A 22157-nucleotide genomic window follows, 5' to 3' on the forward strand; every position below is an offset into this window, starting at 1 on the left:
CTCGCCGGGATGCCGGGCGGCTAGCTAAGCAGGAGCACGGCGCGCATAGGACCACTTTAGCCCCTCGGGCTGGTTCGCGCTGAACCAACGGGCCGCTCGCGGCCCGGTAGTCGCAGTCGACTCGCGCTCCGGCGCCCTGCGCGGGCTGTTATGTCCGCAATTGTTACAAACGACATACCTATGGAATAGCGGTACTTACTGCCAATTGCCCGACGTATCTGGCACGTAACTACGACAGAAATTCGGGTAGCTCGGCGCGGAAGACAGGTAGAAAGACAACAAACACCCGGGTGGCCCGCCGCGGGCGCCCGGGCCCTTCCACGAAGTTTGTTTGGAGAGCGCATTGTGAGCCTCCAAGCTGGGAGAAACCCGTGAAAAGCCGGGACGCAGGCCTAAAATTTTGATCTTGCCAAACGATTCAAATGGGAACACTATTCGATAAAGATCAGCAAGAAATGGGATCTCTTGGGGGGATTCGCAAATGGTCTCGGGTTGAGGAGCCTGTCATGTATCACTTGCGCAATTCTTCCGTGCACTTGCCGAAATCCGCCGCCGCCCGCACCCGCGACGCCGGCTCCCTGGAACGGGGCTAGCCATGTTCGGCTGGATCACCCGTTTCAGTATGCAGTTCCGCATCCTGGTTCTCGCTGTGGCGGCCGGACTCATTGCCTTCGGGGTAGTGAATGTCCCCCACGTCGCCATCGACAGCATGCCCGAGTTCGCCCCGGCCCACGTCGAGATCCAGACCGAGGCCCTGGGCCTCTCAGCTGCCGAAGTTGAACAGCTCATCACTGCTCCGATGGAAGCCGACCTCCTTAACGGGGTGGCGTGGCTCGATGAAATCCGGTCCAAATCCGTTCCCGGCCTGTCCTCGATCGAGCTCGTGTTCGAGCCGGGCACCGACCTCCTGCGCGCGCGCCAGCTCGTGGCCGAACGCATGACCCAGGCCCACGCGCTGCCGAACGTCTCGGCGCCGCCGCTGATCATGCAGCCGTTGTCGTCCACCAGCCGCGTCCTTATGGTCCGGATGAGCTCCAAAGAGCTGTCCGGGATCGAAATGTCGGTCCTGGCCCGGTGGAAGATCAAGCCGCGGCTGATCGGCATTCCCGGGGTCGCCAACGTTTCCATTTGGGGACAGCGCGAGCAGCAGCTCCAGGTAGAGGTGACCCCCACGCAGCTGCGTGACAAGGGCATCACGCTCGAACAGGTCATCAAGACCACCGGCAACGCAGTCTGGGTGTCGCCGCTGAGCTTCCTTGAGGCGTCCACCCCCGGCACGGGCGGGTTCGTGGAGTCGCCGAGCCAACGCCTGGGCATCCAGCACGTGCTGCCCATCCGAACGCCGGAGGACCTGGCCAAGGTCAGTGTCGAAGACGCCGGATCTCCCATGCTCCTGGGTGACATTGCCCAGGTGAAGGAGGACCACCAGCCGCTGATCGGCGATGCCGTCGTCGGCCAGGATGCGGGCCTCCTGCTGGTCGTGGAGAAGTTCCCCGGAGCCAGCACGCTGCAGGTCACCAAGGACCTCGAGGCTGCGCTGAACGACATGCAGCCCGGGCTTTCCGGGATCCAGATGGACACATCCGTCTTCCGGCCCGCCTCGTTCCTGCAGGATGCCGTGGACGGACTCGGCCTGGCGCTGCTCGTGAGCCTCCTGATCGCCGTCCTGCTCTTCTGGGCCCTGTTCCGTTCCTGGCGGGTGGCCGTGATCGCCCTCGTGGCGATCAGCACCACCGTCATGGCGTCGGGAGTGGTGCTCTACTTGCTCGACTCCACACTGAACATCTCGATCCTCGCCGGCATCTTGCTGGGCGTGTCTGTGATTGTCGGAGACATTGTGGAGGATGTGCAGGCGCAGCGGCGCCGGCCGTTGCGGACCACCGAGACCGAGACAGATGCCACCATCAGGTTCCGCATGGTCCAGCTTGTCCGCAGCGTCCGCACACCGCTGTTCCACGGGTCCCTCATCATGGCCCTCGCGCTCGTACCGACGCTGTTCGTCACGGGAGTCGGCGGTGCGTTCTTCCAGCCCCTCTTCTGGTCCCTGGCGTTGGCGCTTGCCGTGTCAATGCTGGTGGGTTTGTCCGTGACACCGGTCCTGGCGTACCTCCTGCTTCCCGGTGAGAAAACCCGGCGGGCGGACTCGCCCGGTGTTGTCCGGGCCAGGTCCACCTACGACAGGGCACTCGAGGGGGCACGTTCCCGCCGCACCCTCGGCATTGTCGCTGTCGCCGTCGTTGGACTGCTGGGGCTCGCCGCGGCATCGCAGCTGGTCGGGAACCGGGCGGTCGTGCCGACGATTCCGGACCGGACACTCCTGGTGCAGTGGGACTCGATGGCAGGCACGTCCAACGACGAGGTGCGTCGGGTGGCGTCCAAAGCGTCCGACGAACTGCGGACCCTGCCGGGTGTCTCGGGAGTTGGCGGCCACATCGGCCGCGCCATTTCCTCCGACCAGGTTGTCGGGAACAGTTCCGCGGAACTCTGGGTGTCCATCACCCCGGACGCCGACTTCAGCGAAACGGAGCAGGCGGTCCGTGACGTCGTCCAGGGCTACCCCGGCATCGCCCACAACGTGGTGAACTACTCCCAGCAGCAGATCGGCCAGGAGCGCAGCAGCATGGATCCCGGATTCGCCGTCCGCGTCTACGGAACAGACTTGCCCGTCCTGCGCGAGAAGGCTGAAGAGGTCCGCCGGGCCATCGAAAAGGTCGACGGCGTGAAGAACCCGACGATCAACGCCAGCGCCATGACGCCCATCGTCGAAGTCGAGGTCAACCTCGAAGCGGCGCAGAAGGTCGGTATCAAACCCGGCGACGCACGCCGCGCCGCTGCCGCCCTGATGCAAGGCATCGTCGTCGGCAACCTCTTCGAACAGCAGAAGGTCTTCGAAGTGGTGGTGCGCGGCGCGGTGGACGTCCGGGATGACCTGACCAGCATCCGTGAGCTCCTGCTGGACACGCCCAGCGGCGGCCAGGTCCAGCTGGGCCAAATCGCCGACATCCGGCTCGTTCCCAATGAAGTCGTGATCCTGCACGATGACACCTCACGCCGGATCGACGTGGTGGCCGAGGTCAGCGGACGTCCGCTCGCGGATATCCAGCGCGACATCAACGCGGCGATCGAGCAGATCCAGTTCCCGCTGGAATACCACGCCGAAATCCCCATGAAGTACAGTGAACAGCTCGCCGGGGACGCCATGGTTCTGTGGATCGGCGCGGCTGCCCTCCTGGGAATCCTGCTCCTTCTCCAGACAGCGGTGCGGAGCTGGAAGCTGGCGCTTGCCATCTTCCTGTCCCTGCCGGCCGCGCTGGCCGGGGCCGCCGTGGCAGCTTGGATCGCGGGAGGCGCCATCAGTGTGCTGGCGCTCACGGCCTTTGCCGCGGTGCTGGCCGTTGCCGCCCGCAACGCGGCGCTGCTCTCCGCCCGGACGGATGAACTGTGGCGGGCCGCCCCGCACGAATCCCCTGACAAGGTCATCATGATGGCGGCCCGGGACCGGGTCTCACCCATTCTGAAGGCAGCCCTGATCACGGTGGCGATCCTGATCCCGCCGGGACTCTTCGGCGGCGCCGTCGGCGGGTCCTTCCTGGGCCCGATGGCCCTGATCATCGTCTGCGGACTCATCACGACAACTCTCATCGGGATCTTCGTACTCCCCCTGCTCGCACTCTGGTTCGGACCCGGTTCCGCCCCGGAAGAGTGGGCCGAAGTGTACGAGGCCGAAGTTCCCGTCCAGCCCGTTACGCAGGAAAAGGTGGAAGCAAAATGACCAGCCAACAGCCCTCGCGGCGCCTGCCCCTGGCGGCCGCTGTATGCGCAGCACTTCTGTTCGCGTTGCCCGCATGTGCCCAGACGACGGCGGCGGCCCCCGCCGCCGTTTCGGCCAACGAACCCGCCAAGGTGGAGAAGAATGCCGCAACGGGCATCGCGAAACTGACGTTGACGGAGAAGGGAATCGAGCGCCTCGACCTGAAGACCGACACCGTCAAGGCCGGAAAGGGTAAGGACGTCGTCGTGCCCTACTCAGCCCTGCTCTACGACGCGAGCGGAAAAACCTGGGTGTACACCAACCCGGCCCCGCGGGTCTACCAGCGGCAGCCGGTCACGGTAGCCAAGGTGGAGGACGGAGTGGTCACGGCCTCGGCCGGGCCCGCGGTCGGCACCGCAATCGTGACCGTCGGCGCGGCTGAACTCTTCGGCGCTGAATTCGATACGGCGCACTGACATGCGCCGGATTGTCGCTGCAAGCCTGAGGTTCCGGTCGATCATCATTGCGATGGCGGCCGCCCTCATGATCGTGGGCGGCGCGCAACTCAGCAGCGCTTCGGTGGATGTTTTCCCGGAGTTTGCACCGCCGCGTGTCGAGGTCCAGACGGCATGTCTGGGTCTCACTGCCTCCGAAGTCGAGGAACTCGTAACGGTTCCGATGGAGCAGGCCTTCAACGGCATAGACGGCCTGGACCAGATGCGGTCGAAGTCTGTGTCGCAGTTGTCCGCCATCGTGATGGAGTTCAAGCCGGGGACCGATCTGCTCACCGCCCGGCAGCTGGTGTCGGAGCGGATGGCAACGGTCATACCGACCCTGCCGACCTGGGCCGCGCCGCCGGTGATGCTCCAGCCGCTGTCCTCCACCAGCCGTGTCATGAAGATCGGACTCTCCTCCGAGACCCGCTCCCTGATCGAAATGTCCATGGTTTCCTACTGGAACATCCGGGCACACCTGCTGCGGGTGCCGGGCGTGGCGAACGTGGCGATCTGGGGCGAACGCCTCCAGATGCTCCAGGTCCAGGTTGATCCGACCAAACTGGCAGCCAACAACGTGACGCTGGAAAACGTCATGAACTCCACGTCCGACGCCTTGGACGCCGGCCTGCTCAAGTACTCCCCCGGTGCCTTGATCGGCACCGGAGGGGCGCTGGAAACACCCAGCCAGAGCATGTCCATCAGGCACGTACAACCCATCACGTCTCCGGCGGACCTTGCCCAGGTGCCACTGGAGGAACGCGAAGGACTGCCTCCCCTGAAGCTCGCCGACGTGGCAACCGTCGTGGAGGACCACCAGCAACTGATCGGTGACGCGGTCATCAATGGCGGCCCCGGACTGATGCTGATCGTCGAAAAGCTGCCGTGGGGCAACACCCTCGAAGTCACCCGCGGGGTCGAGGAAGCGCTCAAGGAACTGCAGCCCGGCCTGACCGGAATCGCAGTCGACACCACCCTGTTCCGGCCCGCCTCGTTCATCGAGGAATCGCTCGGCAACCTGAGCCTCGCGCTGCTGCTGGGCTGCTTCCTGGTGGTCCTGGTGCTGAGCGTCTTCCTGTTCCAATGGCGGACAGCCCTGGTGAGCGTGACGGCGATCCCGTTGTCGCTGATGGCAGCGGCCCTGGTGCTGTACTGGACCGGGGGCACGATTAATACGATGGTGCTTGCGGGGCTGGTGATTGCCGTCGGGGTCGTGGTGGACGATGCCATCATCGACGTCGAGAACATCGTCAGGCGGCTCCGGCACCACCGCGCCAGCGGCGGGACCGAAAGCACCGCCCGCGTGGTCGTCAACGCCTCTCTGGAAGTCCGCGGCCCCATCGTCTACGCCACACTGATTATCGTTGCCGCCACGGTGCCGATCTTCTTCCTGGACGGCCTGACGGGCGCCTTCTTCCGGCCCCTGGCGACCGCCTACACCCTGGCGGTGATGGCGTCCATGCTGGTGGCCCTCACGGTCACGCCGGCCATGGCGTACATCTTCCTGCGCAATGCCAAACTCGAAGACCGCGATCCGCCGGTGGTCCGGGTCCTCAAGCGCTGGTACGGCGCCGCCCTGCGTCCCATTGTGAAACGCCCGCTCCCGGGCTACCTCGCGGTGGCGGCACTCGGCGTCGTCGGAATCATAGCGGCCCCGCTCCTGGGCCAGTCACTGTTGCCCTCGTTCAAGGAACGTGACTTCCTCATGCACTGGGTCACGCAACCCGGCACCTCCAACGCCGAGGAAGTGCGCGTCAGCCAACTGGCCTGCCAGGAGCTGATGACCATTCCAGGCGTCAACAACTGCGGGTCCCACATCGGTCAGGCCTTCGCCGCCGATGAGGTGGTGGGAGTCAACTTTGGCGAGAACTGGATCAGCGTTGACCCCTCGGTCGACTACGACAAGACCCTGGCCTCCATCCAGCAGGTCGTGGACGGGTATCCCGGCATTCACCGGGACGTCCAGACCTACCTCAAGGAACGTGTCCGCGAGGTGCTCACCGGTACGGGCTACTCGATCGTGGTCCGCGTGTACGGCGATGACCTGGACACGCTGAAGAAGCAGGCGGACAAGGTCAAGACTGCCCTGGCCGGCATCGAGGGTGCCATCGGAGCCAAAGTCGCACTCCAGGTCAACGTTCCGCAGGTGGACGTCGAGGTGAACCTGGACGCCGCCAACCGCTACGGCCTGAAGCCCGGTGACGTCCGCCGTGCCGCAGCCACCCTGGTATCCGGCGAGGAGGTCGGCGACGTCTACCGGGACGGCAAGGCCTTTGACGTCCAGGTCTGGAGTCCTCCGGCGATCCGGACCAGCGTCACAAGCATCGAGAACCTGCCGCTGGACACTCCCAGCGGGCAGAAGATCCGGGTGGCCGATGTCGCCAAGATCACGGTAAAGCCCACTCCCAACGTCATTGAGCGTTCGGAAGGGTCCCGCCGCCTCGATGTCAGCGCCAACGTCAAGGAAGGCGATCTGGCCAAAGTCGTCGAAAAACTCGAATCCGATCTCAAGTCCGTGGAGTTCCCCACCGGATACAGCGCCGAGATTCTGGGCGAATACGCGGAGCGGCAGGCCGCCTCGCAGCGGCTTCTCCTCTTCGCGATGGGCGCCCTGGTTGTGGTGTTCCTCCTGCTCCAGGCGGCATTCCGGAGCTGGCGGCTTGCCGTTCTGGGCATCCTGACGCTGCCGGTGGCACTGGTGGGCGGGGTGATCGCCGCGCACATGAGCGGCGGAATCCTGTCCCTCGGGTCGCTGGTCGGGTTCCTGACAGTGATGGGCATCGCCGCCCGCAACGGCATCCTGCTCATCAACCACTGCCAGCACCTGGAGCAGTTCGAAGGCGTGCCGTTCGGCCGGGACCTGGTCCTGCGGGGCGCAGCCGAACGCCTGTCACCAATCCTGATGACCACGCTCGCCACCGCACTCGCCCTGGTCCCGCTGGTGGTGATGGGCAACCGCCCCGGCCATGAGATCGAGCACCCTATGGCCGTGGTGATCCTGGGTGGACTGGTGACATCGACACTGGTCAACCTGTTCATCGTTCCATCGCTCTACTTGCGGTTCGCCAAGAAGGGTCCGGCACGTCATGACCGTCAGCCCCGCGAGCCGGAACCTGTATCAGCCGTATAGCAAAAACTACCAACAATGAGAGGCCAGTCAGATGACTCCACTATCTAAGAGATTTACCGCTTACGGCTCCGCGGTCTTGCTGGTGGTGGCGTCGCTGACGGCGGCGACGGCGGCCGCGGCGACGGCAGTCACCGCGCCGGCGGTCGCCCGTTCCCAGGAACTGTGCGGCCCCGGCTCGGCGATCAAATTCAACCGCGGCGCCTTCCCGTCCAGGCCGGAGATTGACAACAAGTGGTTCCCCCTCGAACCCGGCATGCAGTACACCACCACCGGTAAAGTAGTCTCCCCGGACGGGACAACCACCCGCAAGGTTGTCAGCACGGTCACGGGGCTGACCAAGGTGATCGACGGGGTGAAGACCATCGCGATTTGGGACCGGGACTACTCCGACGGTGAGCTCGCGGAATCGGAACTTGCCTTCTTCGCCGAGACACGGAAGGGAGACGTGTGGCTCTTCGGCGAATATCCGGAGGAGTACGAGAACGGGAAGCTTGTGGGCGCGCCAAGTACGTTCATCAGCGGCATCGACAAGGCCCAGGCGGGCATCGCCATGCAGAGCCACCCGCGCCTGAAGACCCCCGCCTACCCCCAGGCCTACGCACCCAGCGTGGACTTCCTGGACTGCGGTGATGTGTTCGCGAAGGACCAACGCGTCTGCGTCGCCACTGGTTGCTACAGCGATGTGCTGGTCATCGATGAGTTCAACCCGCTGGACCCGCCAAGCGCCGGCCACCAGCGAAAGTTCTATTCCAAGCACACGGGTCTGATCAAGGTCACGGCCGTGGGCGGAGAGGACCAGGAGTTCCTGAATCTCGTCAAGATCAAGAAGCTCAGCCGCTCCGAACTGAAGAGCGTCAACGAGCAGGCACTGCAGATCGACCGCCGGGGCTACACGGTCAGCAAGGACGTCTACGCGAAGACGCCGCGCGCTGAGGTGGCACGTGGCTACGACGGCCACCACTACCACTAACGGCCCTGCCGCTCCCGTGCAATAGACAAAGGAGCCCCGGCCGGGATCTTCCCGGCCGGGGCTCCTTTGTGGGCGCCTACTTCACGTCGTCGTCAACCCAGTCCATCGACTTGGTGACGGCCTTCTTCCAGAGACGCATCTGGCGTTCCCGCTCGCCCTGGTCCATTTGCGGCTCCCACCGCTTGTCCTCGGCCCAGTTGGCCGAGCACTCGCCCAGGTCCTTCCAGAATCCGACCGCCAGGCCGGCCGCGTAGGCTGCTCCCAGAGCCGTCGTCTCGACCACCTTCGGACGGATGACCGGCACGCCGAGGATGTCCGCCTGGAACTGCATCAGGGCGTCGTTGGCGACCATGCCGCCGTCGACCTTCAGCTCCGTCAGCGGCACGCCGGAGTCGGCGTTGACGGCGTCCAGCACCTCACGGGTCTGGAAGGCGGTGGCCTCCAGCGCCGCGCGGGCGATATGGGCCTTGGTAACAAAGCGGGTCAGGCCCACAATGGCGCCACGGGCGTCCGAGCGCCAGTACGGCGCGAAGAGGCCGGAGAACGCCGGCACAATGTACACGCCGCCGTTGTCCTCCACCGAGGCCGCGAGGGTCTCGACCTCCGGGGCGCTGCCGATCATGCCGAGGTTGTCCCGCAACCACTGGATCAAGGAACCGGTGACGGCAATGGAGCCCTCCAGCGCGTAGTGCGGCGCCGCGTCGCCGAGCTTGTAACCGACGGTGGTCAGCAGCCCGTTCTTGGAATGGATAATCTCCTCGGCCGTGTTGAAGATCAGGAAACAGCCCGTGCCGTAGGTGTTCTTGGCTTCCCCGGCATCGAACGCCGCCTGCCCGAACGTGGCCGCCTGTTGGTCGCCCAGGATGCCGGCCACAGGAACCTCGCGCAGCAGCTGCGAGGTGTGGACTGTGCCGTAGACCTCGGAGGAGGACTTGATGGTCGGCATCATGGAGGCCGGGACGCCGAACGCGTCCAGAATCTCCTGGTCCCACGACAGCGTCTCAAGGTCCATGAACATGGTCCGTGAGGCGTTGGTCACGTCGGTGACGTGCACTCCGCCGTCGGTCCCGCCGGTCAGGTTCCAGAGCACCCAGCAGTCGGTGTTGCCGAAGACGAGGTCGCCGGCCTCCGCCTTGGCCCGGGCGCCCTCGACGTTGTCCAGGATCCACTTGATCTTGGTGCCCGAGAAGTAGGTCGCCAGCGGCAGGCCCACCTTCTGCTTGAAGCGTTCTACGCCGCCGTCCTTGGCGAGTTCGTCCACGATCGGCTGGGTACGGGTGTCCTGCCACACGATGGCGTTGTAGATCGCCTCGCCGGTGGTCTTGTCCCACACCACCGCTGTTTCGCGCTGGTTGGTGATGCCGACGGCGGCGATGTCGTGCCGGGTCAGGTTCGCCTTGGACAGGGCCGAGCCGATCACTTCGCGGGTGTTGTTCCAGATTTCAGCGGGGTTGTGCTCCACCCAGCCGGGCTGGGGGAAGATCTGCTCATGCTCCATCTGGCCGGAGGAGACGATGCTGCCGCTGTGGTCAAACACGATGGCTCGGGTGCTCGTGGTGCCCTGGTCGATTGCAACTACGTACTGGTTCATATTGACGTCCTTGTCTGTTTGGCGTGGCAGTTGTACTGACGGTTGAACGGGCGGTTAGTGAGGGATGACGGGGATGATGATCGGCACGACAGCTGCCACGAGGCCGCCCAGGGCGCCGCCGATGAGGGGACCGACGACCGGGATCCAGGAGTAGCTCCAGTCGCTGGAGCCCTTGCCCTTGATGGGGAGCAATGCGTGCGCGATGCGGGGGCCCAGGTCACGGGCGGGGTTGATGGCGTAGCCGGTGGGGCCGCCGAGCGAAACACCGATGCCGACGACCAGCAGGGCCACAGACAGCGGGCCGAGTCCGGATGGCGTCCCGCCGAAGGTCAGGATGACGAACACGAGGACAAAGGTGCCGATGATCTCGGTGATCAGGTTCCACTGGTTGGAGCGGATCGCCGGGCCGGTGGAGAAGACGGCCAGCTGGCTGGCGGGCTCCTGCTCGAGATCAAAGTGCTGCTTGTGGGCCAGCCACATCACGACGGCGCCGAGGAAGGCGCCGGTCAGTTCCCCACCGAAGTAGGTCAGGGTTGAGGCGAAGTCGACCGGAACGCCGGGAGCGTACAACTTCTTGCCGTTGACCAGCAGGCCAAAAGTCACGGCAGGGTTCAGGTGCGCACCTGAGATGGCGGCAACATAGACACCGGAGAAGACGGCAATGCCCCATCCCCAGGTCACCATCAGGAACCCGCCGTTGTTGCCCTTGGTGCCTTTGAGCGCAACGTTGGCCACCACGCCGCAACCCAGCAGGGTCAGCATGGCGGTACCGAATAATTCGGATAGGAAAACTATTCCAAGAGACATCTTTGACTCCTCTATTTTCTGTTGTCGGCGTCCGCGAGTTTGGAAGCCGTGGGGCCGGCAGCATGTTCGTGCTGCCGGCCAGCCACTGCGCCGGCCGCCAGGGCGGACCGCGCAGTGCTTGCACCCGGGCTTCCCTGCCCGGGCACGCAAGCAATATCAGGCGACCAGGCTGTGGACCCGGACACCGTGGAACCGCTGTAGCACCTCCTGTGCGTGGCTGATCTCTGAGGCCCGGCGCGCCGCGTCCCAGCCGAGCGGTCCGGAAAGGATGTCCGCGATTTCGTTGAGCAGTTCCCCGGTCACCAGGCCGCGAAAGGCCAGGGACGTGCGGCGGATGAGGACGTCCACGAGGTGCCCGATCTGCTCATGGGCGGCCATGAACTCCAGTTCCCGGGTGCTCAGCTCGCGGGTGGAATGCAGCAGCCTGTCCGGCTCGCCGGCCGCGGCCCCGTCCAGGAAGCGGATGACTTCTTCGGCGCGGGTCCCGTAGCGGGTCAGCAGCCCGGTGACGCGGGCGGCGTCGCGGCCGGCCGACATGTGGGCCTTGATCCAGCGCTGGACGCCGTCCTCGCTGTCCGGGAAGCCGGCGCCGCCGCCGATGGCGAGCTTCGCCGTCGAAACCTTCCGTTCCATACCGAGTTCGGCCAGGACGTCGTTGCTTAGGTGCTCGGCAAGGGCGCGGAACGTGGTCCACTTGCCGCCGACGAGGCTGAGGACGGCGCCGCCCGCCTCCGCACGGCGTTCGATCCGGTAGTCCCTGCTGACGAAGCCGGGCTGGGTCGCGTCGTGCTTCGGAAGCGGGCGAACACCGGAGAACGAGTAGACAATCTGGTCGCGGCCCACCGGGATGTCCGGGAACACGTGGCCGATCAGGTCAAAGAAGTAGTCGATTTCCGCCTCGGTGCACACGGCGTCCTGGGCCATGTCGGCGTCGACGTCGGTGGTGCCGACCAGGACGCGGTCCCCCATCGGGTAGATCAGCACGATCCGGCCGTCGGTGTGCTCGAAGAAGATTTCGCGGCCGTTGCACGCCGCGAGCAGCTCCGGATGGTCCAGCACGATGTGCGAACCCTTGGTTCCGCCCATGAACGACGACGCCGCCCCCATGGCCTCGTTGGTCAGGTCGACCCAGGCGCCGGTGGTGTTCACGACGACGTCGGCAGTGAAGTCGAACACCTCGCCGGTCAGTTCATCCCGCAGCTGGACAGTAGTTCCTGGAGTGCCGGGGGTGCCGGGGGTGCCGGGGGTTCCGGAGCCGCCCAGCGAGACCAGGGAGACGTAATTGCTGGCGCGGGCGTGGCTGTCCGCGCCGCCGGCCTTCTCGCCGTCCTGGAGCACGTCGAGGGTGAGGCGCTCGGGGTTGTGGACGGAGGCGTCGAAGTAAGTGGCCGCGTACTTGATCCCGGGGTGCAGGCGGGGCAGCTCGGCCAGAGCGCGCTTGCGTCCGCGGAACTGGTGGCGCGGAACCGTGCCGCCGTCGCGGGAGAAGAAGTCGTACATGCTCAGGCCGAGCTTGATCAGGAACGCCCCGCGTTCGGTGTGCTTGCCCTGCTTGTGGGTCAGGAAGCGCATGGGGGCGGCCAGGACCCCGGAGAAGGTGCTGAAGATCGGGATCGTGGTCTGCAGCGGCTTAACGTAGTGCGGCGCGATCCGCAGAAGCCTGTTGCGTTCGGTCACCGACTCCTGGACAAGGCGGAACTCGCCGTTTTCGAGGTACCGGATGCCGCCGTGGATCATGTGGGAAGAGGCGCCGCTGGCACCCTGGCAGTAATCGCCGCGCTCAACGAGCGCCACATCCACGCCCTGCAGCGCAAGGTCACGGAACGTTCCGACCCCGTTGATTCCGCCTCCGATGATCAGAACCTGCGCGTGCCGCCGCGTCCGCAGCTTCTGCACCGAGGCGCGATCGTTCGCCGGTGTGCCGACTGAGTCCTTCTGTCCCAAAATTGCTCCCTTGGGTTTGATTCTGTGCGGCGCGCCCGTGGCGCGGCGCCGTTCAACACTATTCTTTGGACTAATGGAAAATGGAGTCAAGCACTATGCACAAACGTGCAGATGGGAAATGTCATGATGCAATCACGCCAGTCCGACGCCCTCCGCGCGGCCCAGCTGTATTACCTGCAGGACCTGACCATGGACGCCATCGCCCGCGAGCTCCGGACGTCCCGGTCCACGGTTTCCCGGCTGTTGTCCGCGGCGCGCGATTCGGGTCTGGTGCAGATCCAGATCCGCAGCCCGCTGGACACCGGGCCCGAACTCGAGGGCATGATCCGCGCCGAATACAAGGTGGATGTCCATGTCGTTCCGGTGGTGGACACCCTCAATGAGGCGGAAACACTGGACCGCGTGGCCATGCAGGCCGCCCGGACGATCGGACCGCTGGTGGACTCCAACGCCATCATCGGCGTCGCATGGGGCTCCACCCTGAGCGCCGTGAGCCGGCACCTGACGCGCAAGATCACCCACGACAGCGTGATCGTCCAGCTCAACGGCGCCGGGAATATGCAGACCACCGGTATCACCTATGCCTCGGACATCATGCGGCGGTTCGGCAGCGCCTACGGAGCACGGGTGGAACAGTTTCCCGTGCCGGCCTTCTTCGACCACGCCGCGACCAAAAAGGCCATGTGGAATGAGCGGAGTGTTCAGCGGATCCTGGAGCTGCAGGCCCGGATGAGCATCGCGATCTTTGGTGTCGGATCGGTCGACGCCGACTACCCCAGCCACGTCTACGCCGGCGGCTACCTCGATGAAGACGACTTGAACGTCCTGGCGAACTCCGATGTGGTGGGCGATGTTGCCACGGTGTTCTTCCGCGCCGACGGGTCCTCGGACGGCATCACTCTCAACGCGCGCTCCACCGGCCCGGACCTGGCCCAGCTCCGCCAGGTCCGGCGCCGCATCTGCGTGGTGTCCGGTGCTTCCAAAATCAACGGGCTCAGGGGCGCGCTGGCGGCAGGACTGGCCACCGACCTGATCCTGGACGAGGCCAGCGCCCGCAGGCTCGTCCGGTTCGACGGACTGGGCTGAGCGGCTGCGGGGCAGCATGACCGGTGCGGCTGGCGGCAACGGCGGTCCGGCACTCTCCAGCGCCAGTGGGTAAAGTCTTTGTCATGAGACTCTCCCCCCGGCTGACCCTGAACAACGGAGTATTGATCGACCGGCTGGGGTTCGGGCTGTACAAGGTCCCCCCGGGCGACGCCGCCAGCCTGGTGACCATGGCGGTCGAGACCGGCTACCGGCACTTCGACACCGCCGCCATGTACGGCAACGAGACCGGCGTCGGCAAGGGAATCGGTGCCCTGTCCGGATTTGAGGGCACCGGAGGCGGGCCCGGGGAAACCGCACCCTACGTCTCCCGCGAGGACCTCTTCATCACCACCAAGGTCTGGAATGACGACCACGGCTACGACGCCACCATGCGTGCGTTCGACACCTCCATGTCCAACCTCGGCCTGGAATACATCGACCTCTACCTGATCCATTGGCCGTGCGCGCGCCGTGGCCTGTTCCCGGAAACGTACCGGGCCTTGGAGACGCTGTACCGCGAGGGCAAGGTCCGCGCAATCGGCGTCTCCAACTTCCAGCCGCAGCACCTGGACCGGCTCCTGGAAACGGCGGAGGTGGTGCCCGCCGTGAACCAGATCGAACTTCATCCCTGGCTGCAGCAGGATGAACTGCGGGAAAAGCATGAGCTGCTGGGCATCCGCACCGAGGCGTGGAGTCCTTTGGGCCGCGGCCAGGTCCTGAAGGACCCGGTGATCCTGGCCCTGGCGGCCGAACACGACCGCACACCGGCACAGATCATCCTGCGCTGGCACCTCCAGCTGGGCAATATCGCCATCCCCAAGGCCAGCTCGTCCGGCCGGATCCGCGAGAACTTCGAGGTCTTCGACTTTGAGCTCTCCCCGCTGGATATGACGGAGGTCGGCGGCCTCGAACGCGGCTTCCGGACCGGCTCCCACCCCGACAACGTCGCATAGGATTCGAACAAATGGAACAAGTGGATACCGGGTCCTCACGCACGCCCCTCTTCAGCGGCGGACTCGACGCCCGCACCCGGGCCGCGTCCGTTGAGGTTGACGGGGCCCGGATCGCGTACTGGGTCTACGAACCCGCCGAGGTCACCACCGAAACGCGCACCATCCTGGTGGTGCACGGGTTCCGCGGCGACCACCACGGCCTGCTCCGGGTAGCCGACCAGCTGACGGACATGCGCCTGATCATGCCGGACCTGCCGGGCTTCGGCAGCTCGGCCGCCTTCGCGGGAACCGGGCACAGCGTTGCCGGCTACAGCCAGTTCCTTGGCGGTTTCATGGCTGCTCTGGGACTGGGCGCGGACACGGTCCTGCTGGGGCATTCGTTCGGTTCGATCATCGCCAGCCATTTCGTGGCGGCCAACCCGGGTGCCGTGGCCGAGCTGATCCTGGTCAATCCCATCGCGGCGCCCGCCCTCGAAGGGCCCAAGGGCCTGATGACGAAGCTTGCGGTGCTCTACTACGAGGCCGCCGCACGCCTTCCCCAGCGGCTCGGGCTGGCTCTGCTGCGCAGCCAGGCGATCGTGCGGGTGATGAGCGTAACCATGGCCAAGACCGGGGACAAGGACATCCGCCGGTTCGTGCACGCCCAGCACAGTGCCTATTTTTCCTCCTTCGCGGACCGGGAGAGCCTGCTTCAGGCCTTCAAGGCCTCGGTGGGCAGCAACGTCACCGAGGTGGCCGGCGACCTGACGCTGCCGGTGCTGCTGATCGCGGGAGAGAAGGACGAGATCGCCATGCTGGCGGACCAGTACAAACTCGCGGCGCGGCTGCCGGACGGGAAGCTGGAGGTCATTCCCGGCGTCGGGCACCTGATCCACTACGAAACCCCCGAGCCCGCTGCCCGCTACATCCGACGCTTCCTAAAGGACCACGCCGCGTGAAAATTCTCATTGATGCCCGCTTCACCCGGCTGGACCACCACGACGGCATCAGCCGCTACGGCGCCAGCCTGATCGCGGCGGCCGCCAGGATCGCCGACGTCTCGATGCTGATCAGCGACACCCGCCAGCTCGCGCTCCTGCCCGACGTTCCGTACACCCTGATCAACAGCCCGCTCTCCCCGGCCGAACTCTTCGTGGCGGCCAAGGTCAACAAGCTGGGCGCCGACGTGGTGGTATGCCCCATGCAGACCATGGGCAGCTGGGGCCGGAAGTACGCCCTTGTGCTGACCCTGCACGACCTCATCTACTACGAGCACCCCACCCCTCCCGGATTCCTGCCGGCCCCCGTCAGGGTCCTGTGGCGCCTGTACCACAAGGCCTTCTGGCCCCAGCGGCTCCTGCTGAACCGGGCGGACATCGTGGCGACGATCAGCTCCACCACGGCGGCCCTGATGGCGAAGTACCGGCTCACCCGGCGTCCGGTCAGGATTGTCGGCAACGCCCCCCAGCACGGCCACACCCCGCGCGATCCCGGGGCGGGGGCCGACAAGACGCTGCTCTACATGGGTTCATTCATGCCCTACAAGAACGTGGAGACCATGGTCCGCGGCATGGCGGAACTCCCCGACATGACCCTGCATCTGCTCAGCCGCATCACGCCCGAGCGGCGGGCCGAACTCGAGGCCCTGGCTCCGGAGGGCGCAAGCATCGTTTTCCACAACGGGGTGACCGACGCCGAGTATGAGGCCCTTTTGGCACGCACCACCGCCCTGGTCAGCCTGTCCCGGGCCGAGGGCTACGGACTGCCGCTCGTCGAGGCCATGTCCCACGGCACGCCGGTGATTGCCAGCGACATCCCGATCTTCCGGGAGGTTGGTGACGACGCCGTCAGCTACGTGCATCCGGACTCCCCGGCGGAGTTTGCCGAGGCGGTGCGCACGCTCGAGGACCCCGCCCTGTGGAAGGCACGGTCCCGCCGTTCAGTGGAGCGGGCCGCAGACTTCAGCTGGGATGAGTCGGCGCGGCGGCTCGTGGCCGTCGCCGAAGAGGCCGTCGCGCTCCGGAACCGGCCCCGCGACCGGAAATAGCCGGAACGGCTGTAAGTGGCCGTCGCGGAGATCCACTCCGCGCCCCACCCGCAGCGAGGCCGGGATGACGCCGGTGTTGCGGGCCCCGACCACCCATTTGCCGCAGAGGGCCGCAATACGGACCCTCATTCCGGCCGTCTGTGGCGAATGGCCGCCGGCATGCGCGCCCGTTGTACAGAGGGACCGCCGTGCCGGTGGGGCCACGTGAGCCGCGGGGACGCAATGGAATGTCCTACAGGACGTCGACGCCGTCCAGGCGCAGTTGCACTGGGTCGTCGCTGCGCTTGGCTGCGGCCGCCGCCTTGACGGCCCGCATGACTGCCGTGGCAGCCGCGGCCTGGGCGTAGGGGATGAAAAGCAGGGTCCGGACCTCCTCGCCGGAGTCCCGGGGCACAGCATCCCGGGGCACAGCATCCCGCGGCGGCGTGCGGCCTGCCCCCGCGGCCGCCGGCAGAATGACGGGCGCGGGCCCGGCGGTCCTGAGGACGGTTCCCTGCGCCGCCAGCCGCTGCTGAATGGCATCGGTGAAATGGCCGACGGCGGTCCTGCCGCCGGTGACGGAGGCGACCCGCACGGCGGGCGGCAGCTGCAGCTCCTGCCGCAGTGCCAGTTCCCGGCTGGCGTATCCGGCGGGATCCCAGCGCAGCAGGGCGCCAACCCCGGCGGCGTCGTCGGCCGTGATGACTACCAGGCCGCCCTCGGAAGCGGGCCGCACCAGGGCCGCGGCGTTGAACCAGCGGCGGACCGCGTCCTCCCCCGCCCTCAGGTTTTCCCGGCGCAGCAGCGAGTCGCCGTCGAGCAGCAGGGCTGCGGCGTACCCGCCGAAGGCCACCGGTTCGGCACCGACGGTGGCCACCACGAGAGCCGCGGTCCCCGCAACAGTGGCCTTGATCTGGTCCCCGGAGGAGGTGATGACCGGTTTCCCCGGAAACGCACGGCCCAGCTCCTCCGCGGTGCGGAGGGCTCCCGTGGCGCCGCGCCTTAGCCTGGCGCCGTTGCACGTGCCGCAGCGCCAGGCCGGGGCAGGGGCCGAGCACCAGCGGCATTGCGGCACGGCGCTGCTCCCGGCCGGGCCGGCGATCGCCAGGGGGCCGCTGCAGGCGGTGCAGCGGGCCGGTTCACGACAGGTGTCGCACACCAGCGAGGGGGCGTAGCCGGCGCGGGCCACCTGGACCAGGACCGGACCCCGTTCCAGGCCCTCCTTGGCGGCCCGCCAGGCCGCACCGGGGAGCCTGGCGATCCGGGCGAGCGGGTCATGCTCCAGTTCGTAGCTGTCGGCTGTGTTCAGGACCCGCGGGACCGTCCGCCGCACGACGGCCCGGTCAGCTTCCACGGCCTGGGCCCAGCCGGAGGCGACCAGCCGCTCCGTTTCGGTGCTGCGCGAATGGGCCGCGAGCAGGCACGCGGCCCCTTCCTGGCCGGCCCGGAGCAGGAGGACTTCGCGGGTGTGCGCGTACGGGGAGCGCTGCTCGATGTGGAGGTCGTCGCCGTCGTCCCAGCAGATGACGAGCCCGAGGTTCGGCACCGGTGCGTAGGCCGCGGACCGCGTGCCCACGGCGACCCCGGCGGCGCCGCTGAGCACGCGCAGGAAGCTGCGGTAGCGCGGCGTCTGGCCGTCGTCCGCGGTGAGCCGGGCGACGTCGCCGGCGGGAAGCAGTTCCAGCAGGGCAGATTCCACGCGGTCAAGGTCCCGGTAGTCCGGCACCACCACGACGGCGCCGCGGCCGGAGATCCGTACCGCGGCCACCGCTTCGGCGATCATCCGCGGCCAGCCGGCGGGCCCGTACCCCTGCAGGGCGGTCAGCACGGCCCGGGGCGACTCCCCCGCGGCGAGGTGGGCGAGGAATGCCGCACCGTTGCGGTACCGGGTCCAGACGCTGCCGGCAGCCGGCGACGGAAGCGACACGTCGGTCGCCAGACCGAACGTTTCGGTGCCGAACAGCGCGGGATCGAGCCGGCTGTCCGGGGCGAATTCCTTTTCCAGCTTGGCCATGCGCGGCGGCACGGCAACGCGCAGGACATCGCTGACCGTTCCGGCGTAGCGCGAGGCGATCCGGCCGGCGAGCTCGGCTACAGCGGGGGTCAGGACCGGGACAGCGGAGAGCACCTTGTGCAGCGGCACCAGGGGGTGGCCGACGTCGGATCCGGCGGTGCGCTCCAGCAGGTATCCGGCCAGTTCCTGCCCGTTGAATTTGACCTTGACCCGGACTCCGGGCATGGCGTCGGCATCGAGGGCGGCGGGGACGCTGTAGTCGAAAGGCCTGTCCAGGTGGGGCAGCGAGGACTCGATCAGCACCCGCGCCACCGGCAGGTGGGCCGCAAGGGCAGGCCCGGACGCTTCCGCGGCGGAGGCGGGAAAACCCTGGAGCAGGGACAGCTGCTGGGGTTCACCGGGCGCGCCGCCGGCAGGATTGGGACTCACGGCTCGCACCTCCCCTCCGGATTGTTTCGACAACGACCTACTGACCGGGTACTCAAATTCAGGCCCTAAAAGCAGTGCACTCAAAAAGCGTGTAGCCAGGCCACCGGGAGGCGGCCTGGCTACAGCAGATCACGAGGCACTGACAAAACGCCCCAGAACGCCGGTGCGGTCCCGGGCCTTAGGCGTTAAAGAACGCCTTCAGCTCGTCCACCCGGTCCAGGCGTTCCCACGTGAAGTCCGGGTCTTCGCGGCCGAAGTGTCCGTGGGCGGCGGTCTTGGCGTAGATCGGGCGCTTGAGGTCGAGGGCGTCGATGATGGCCCGCGGGCGCAGGTCGAAGATCTCGGCGATCGCGGCGCTGATGCGGGCCGGGTCCACGGTTTCGGTTCCGAACGTCTCAACGTAGGTTCCCACCGGGCGGGCCTGGCCGATCGCGTAGGCGATCTGGATTTCGGCACGCTTGGCGAGGCCGGCGGCCACCACGTTCTTGGCGACCCAGCGCATTGCGTAGGCGGCCGAGCGGTCCACCTTCGACGGGTCCTTGCCGGAGAACGCGCCGCCGCCGTGGCGGGCCATGCCGCCGTAGGTGTCGACGATGATCTTGCGGCCGGTGAGGCCGGCGTCCCCCACCGGGCCGCCAATCACAAAGGCGCCTGCGGGGTTGAGGATGTTGCGGGTCCGTGAGGTGTCCAGGTTGGACAGTGCCATGACCGGTCCCACCACGAGCTCGGCGAGGTCGGCCCGGAGCTGGTCCAGGCTGGTGCCTTCGGCGTGCTGGCTGGAGATGACGACGGTTTCGACCGAGACCGGGCGGTCGCCGTCGTAGCCTACGGTGACCTGGGTCTTGCCGTCCGGGCGCAGGTAGGCGAGTTCGCCGTTCTTGCGGACCTCGGTCAGGCGCTCGGAGAGACGGTGCGCGAGCCAGATCGGCACGGGCATGTAGGACGGCGTTTCGTCGCTGGCGTAGCCGAACATGAGTCCCTGGTCGCCGGCGCCCTGGAGGTCGTAGTCGTCCTCCTGGCGGCCCTCACGCGCTTCGAGGGAGTTGAACACGCCGCCGGCGATGTCGTTGGACTGCTGGCCGATGGATACCGAGACGCCGCACCGGGCGCCGTCGAAGCCGTTGGCCGAAGAATCGTACCCGATGCCCAGGATGGTCTCCCGGACAATCTGGGGGATCTCGACGTAGGCGTCTGTGGTGACCTCGCCCGCGACGTGGACCAGCCCGGTGGTGGCCAGCGTCTCCACGGCTACCCGGGACTCGGGGTCTTTGTCGAGCAGGGCGTCGAGGATCGCATCGCTGATCTGGTCACAGATCTTATCGGGGTGGCCCTCCGTCACAGACTCGGACGTGAAGAGCCGGAGCGCGGCGGGCGTGGACCCGTGGAAGGCGGGGATGTGCAGCGGTAAAGTCACTCAACTACCTTACTGGTTGGATAACGGACGTCCGGCGGCGTGTGTCCCCGTGCTAAGGAGATGTTGGTTACGCCGGGCTACGCCGGCGGTACAGCCCGGCTCAGCTCGGCGCTGATCCGGTCGATCACGGCAGCCGCGACGTCGGATTTGGAACCCGACGCCTCTTGGGGTTCGGAGCCGTCACGGGAAAGGATGACTACTGTGTTCGTGTCCTCGCCAAAGACCAAGTCCCGGCCCACCTGGTTGACGACCAGCAGGTCGCAGGCTTTCCGGTGCAGCTTGGCCCGGGCATAGTCCAGGACATCACCGTCGGCATCGCCCGTCTCGGCGGCGAAGCCGACGATCAGCTGATTCCGGGACGCGGCGTCGCGGACCTCGACGAGTTCGCGCAGGATGTCGGGGTTGCGCACCAGGTTGATCACGGGATCGGCGACGTCGTCGCGTTTCTTGATCTTGGTCCCGGCGACGTCCGCCGGCCGGAAGTCCGCGACCGCGGCAGCCATGATGACGACGTCGGAGTCGGCGGCCGCGTGCAGCGCCGCCTCCCGCAGTTCCAGGGCAGTTTCGACCGGGACGAGTTCGACGCCGGCGGGCGCCGGGACTTCCATGTGGGCGGCCAGCAGGCGGACGCGGGCGCCGGCTGCGCGGGCGGCCGCGGCCAGGGCCACGCCCTGCTTGCCGGAGGAGCGGTTGCCGAGGAACCGTACGGGGTCCAGCGGTTCCCGGGTGCCGCCGGCACTGATGGTCACCGTCAGTCCGGCCAACGGCGTCACCGCCGACTGCGCCGCTGCCGGCGCGGCGGCCAGGTCAGTGGTCGCGTCCGAGTCAACGGCCGGCATCGCCTCAGAAGCGGCAGCCGTGCCGGCGCCGGCGAGGGCCATGGCGGCGGTGAAGATCGCCTCGGGCTCGGGCAGGCGGCCGGGCCCGGAGTCGGCGCCGGTCAGCCGCCCGCTCGCGGGTTCCAGCACCGTGACGCCGCGGCTGCGCAGGGTTTCGACGTTGGCTTCGGTGGCGGGGTGTTGCCACATTTCGGTGTGCATGGCCGGGGCCATGAGCACAGGGCAGTCGCCGGCCATCAGCAGGGTATTGGTGAGGAGGTCATCGGCCTGGCCGCTGGCCGCACGGGCCAGGAGATCGGCCGTGGCCGGGGCAACGACGATCAGTTCGGCCTCGTGGCCGAGCCGGACATGATTGACCGTGTGGACGGCGTCGAACACGCTGTTGCTCACCGGGTGCCCGGACAGGGCCTCCCACGTGGCGACGCCGACGAAGCGGGTGGCCGCCTCGGTGGGGATGACCGTGACGTCATGCCCGGCTTCAGTAAAAAGCCGGAGGAGCGATGCCACCTTGTAGGCGGCAATCCCTCCCCCGACTCCGAGGACTATGCGCACGTGATCTCCGTCAACAGGCAGTCTGTTTACTTGGCTCTTCCCGCGGGGGGAATTACTCTGCGGTTTCGATCGGCGTGGAGACGAGCTTGCCTTCGTTGATCTCGCGCAGGGCGATCGACAGGGACTTCTCGTTCAGCTTGGTGTCGACCAGCGGGCCAACGTACTCAAACAGGCCCTC

The 22157-nt window shown here is 66.9% G+C and carries 15 protein-coding genes; 8 read left to right on the forward strand and 7 right to left on the reverse strand.

Annotation, left to right across the window (positions count from 1 at the left end; genetic code table 11):
* The first annotated feature begins 622 nt into the window (after positions 1-622).
* From AC1D1W_RS10335 to AC1D1W_RS10350, 4 genes are read left to right on the forward strand one after another with little or no spacing between them, the layout of a single operon-like run.
* Positions 623-3772, forward strand: a complete 3150-nt coding sequence (locus AC1D1W_RS10335) for an efflux RND transporter permease subunit (RefSeq protein WP_476943612.1) — start codon at positions 623-625, stop codon at positions 3770-3772.
* Positions 3769-4227 (forward strand): hypothetical protein, encoded by a 459-nt coding sequence (locus AC1D1W_RS10340; RefSeq protein ID WP_028276449.1) that lies wholly within the window; start codon positions 3769-3771, stop codon positions 4225-4227. Before AC1D1W_RS10335 ends, AC1D1W_RS10340 begins: the two co-directional genes overlap by 4 nt.
* 1 nt (position 4228) lies before the next feature.
* Complete coding sequence (locus AC1D1W_RS10345) at positions 4229-7375, forward strand: efflux RND transporter permease subunit (RefSeq protein ID WP_476943613.1); 3147 nt, start codon at positions 4229-4231, stop codon at positions 7373-7375.
* Positions 7376-7406: 31 nt separating this feature from the next.
* Positions 7407-8345, forward strand: coding sequence for a hypothetical protein (locus AC1D1W_RS10350; RefSeq protein WP_476943614.1), 939 nt, complete (start codon positions 7407-7409; stop codon positions 8343-8345).
* Between the two features lie 76 nt (positions 8346-8421).
* Here AC1D1W_RS10350 and glpK read toward each other — a convergent pair whose 3' ends face one another.
* From glpK to AC1D1W_RS10365, 3 genes are all read right to left on the reverse strand, one after another.
* Positions 8422-9936, reverse strand: coding sequence for a glycerol kinase GlpK (gene glpK, locus AC1D1W_RS10355; RefSeq protein ID WP_459384928.1), 1515 nt, complete (start codon positions 9934-9936; stop codon positions 8422-8424).
* Between the two features lie 54 nt (positions 9937-9990).
* Positions 9991-10743: an MIP/aquaporin family protein gene (locus AC1D1W_RS10360; protein WP_028276452.1), complete on the reverse strand. Its 753-nt coding sequence runs from the start codon at positions 10741-10743 to the stop codon at positions 9991-9993.
* Between the two features lie 156 nt (positions 10744-10899).
* Entirely contained in the window at positions 10900-12687 is a 1788-nt protein-coding gene (locus AC1D1W_RS10365; RefSeq protein WP_476943615.1) for a glycerol-3-phosphate dehydrogenase/oxidase, read from the reverse strand.
* Between the two features lie 123 nt (positions 12688-12810).
* Between AC1D1W_RS10365 and AC1D1W_RS10370 the strand changes: the two genes are divergently transcribed.
* The 4 genes from AC1D1W_RS10370 (at position 12811) to AC1D1W_RS10385 (ending at position 16752) form a co-directional block, all read left to right on the forward strand.
* Positions 12811-13773, forward strand: coding sequence for a sugar-binding transcriptional regulator (locus AC1D1W_RS10370; protein WP_028276454.1), 963 nt, complete (start codon positions 12811-12813; stop codon positions 13771-13773).
* Positions 13774-13856: 83 nt separating this feature from the next.
* Entirely contained in the window at positions 13857-14726 is an 870-nt protein-coding gene (locus AC1D1W_RS10375; protein ID WP_243177385.1) for an aldo/keto reductase, read from the forward strand.
* Between the two features lie 11 nt (positions 14727-14737).
* Positions 14738-15664 carry an alpha/beta fold hydrolase gene (locus AC1D1W_RS10380; protein ID WP_476943616.1) on the forward strand — a complete coding sequence of 309 codons (927 nt, stop codon included), beginning with the start codon at positions 14738-14740 and terminating at the stop codon, positions 15662-15664.
* Complete coding sequence (locus AC1D1W_RS10385; RefSeq protein WP_243177383.1) at positions 15661-16752, forward strand: glycosyltransferase family 4 protein; 1092 nt, start codon at positions 15661-15663, stop codon at positions 16750-16752. Before AC1D1W_RS10380 ends, AC1D1W_RS10385 begins: the two co-directional genes overlap by 4 nt.
* Positions 16753-16984: 232 nt before the next feature.
* On the opposite strand, the gene AC1D1W_RS10390 is transcribed toward AC1D1W_RS10385, so the two are convergent.
* From AC1D1W_RS10390 to rpoZ, 4 genes are all read right to left on the reverse strand, one after another.
* Positions 16985-19174 carry a primosomal protein N' gene (locus AC1D1W_RS10390; RefSeq protein WP_476943617.1) on the reverse strand — a complete coding sequence of 730 codons (2190 nt, stop codon included), beginning with the start codon at positions 19172-19174 and terminating at the stop codon, positions 16985-16987.
* Between the two features lie 178 nt (positions 19175-19352).
* Positions 19353-20588: a methionine adenosyltransferase gene (gene metK / locus AC1D1W_RS10395; RefSeq protein ID WP_243177381.1), complete on the reverse strand. Its 1236-nt coding sequence runs from the start codon at positions 20586-20588 to the stop codon at positions 19353-19355.
* 77 nt (positions 20589-20665) lie between these two features.
* Positions 20666-21979, reverse strand: coding sequence for a bifunctional phosphopantothenoylcysteine decarboxylase/phosphopantothenate synthase (locus AC1D1W_RS10400; RefSeq protein ID WP_476943618.1), 1314 nt, complete (start codon positions 21977-21979; stop codon positions 20666-20668).
* Between the two features lie 52 nt (positions 21980-22031).
* Positions 22032-22157, reverse strand: a 126-nt coding sequence (gene rpoZ, locus AC1D1W_RS10405; protein WP_476943620.1) for a DNA-directed RNA polymerase subunit omega, incomplete at its 5' end; no start/stop codon positions are given.

It is taken from the genome of Arthrobacter sp. P1_B4 (assembly GCF_056406555.1).

What these genes read in the sequence shown, in the direction of transcription:
- AC1D1W_RS10335 (WP_476943612.1), top strand. Translation starts at nt 623, where the DNA reads ATGCAGTTCCGCATCCTGGTTCTCGCTGTGGCGGCCGGACTCATTGCC.
- AC1D1W_RS10340 (WP_028276449.1), top strand. Translation starts at nt 3,769, where the DNA reads ATGACCAGCCAACAGCCCTCGCGGCGCCTGCCCCTGGCGGCCGCTGTA.
- AC1D1W_RS10345 (WP_476943613.1), top strand. Translation starts at nt 4,229, where the DNA reads ATGCGCCGGATTGTCGCTGCAAGCCTGAGGTTCCGGTCGATCATCATT.
- AC1D1W_RS10350 (WP_476943614.1), top strand. Translation starts at nt 7,407, where the DNA reads ATGACTCCACTATCTAAGAGATTTACCGCTTACGGCTCCGCGGTCTTG.
- glpK (WP_459384928.1), bottom strand. Translation starts at nt 9,936, where the DNA reads ATGAACCAGTACGTAGTTGCAATCGACCAGGGCACCACGAGCACCCGA.
- AC1D1W_RS10360 (WP_028276452.1), bottom strand. Translation starts at nt 10,743, where the DNA reads ATGTCTCTTGGAATAGTTTTCCTATCCGAATTATTCGGTACCGCCATG.
- AC1D1W_RS10370 (WP_028276454.1), top strand. Translation starts at nt 12,811, where the DNA reads ATGATGCAATCACGCCAGTCCGACGCCCTCCGCGCGGCCCAGCTGTAT.
- AC1D1W_RS10375 (WP_243177385.1), top strand. Translation starts at nt 13,857, where the DNA reads ATGAGACTCTCCCCCCGGCTGACCCTGAACAACGGAGTATTGATCGAC.
- AC1D1W_RS10380 (WP_476943616.1), top strand. Translation starts at nt 14,738, where the DNA reads ATGGAACAAGTGGATACCGGGTCCTCACGCACGCCCCTCTTCAGCGGC.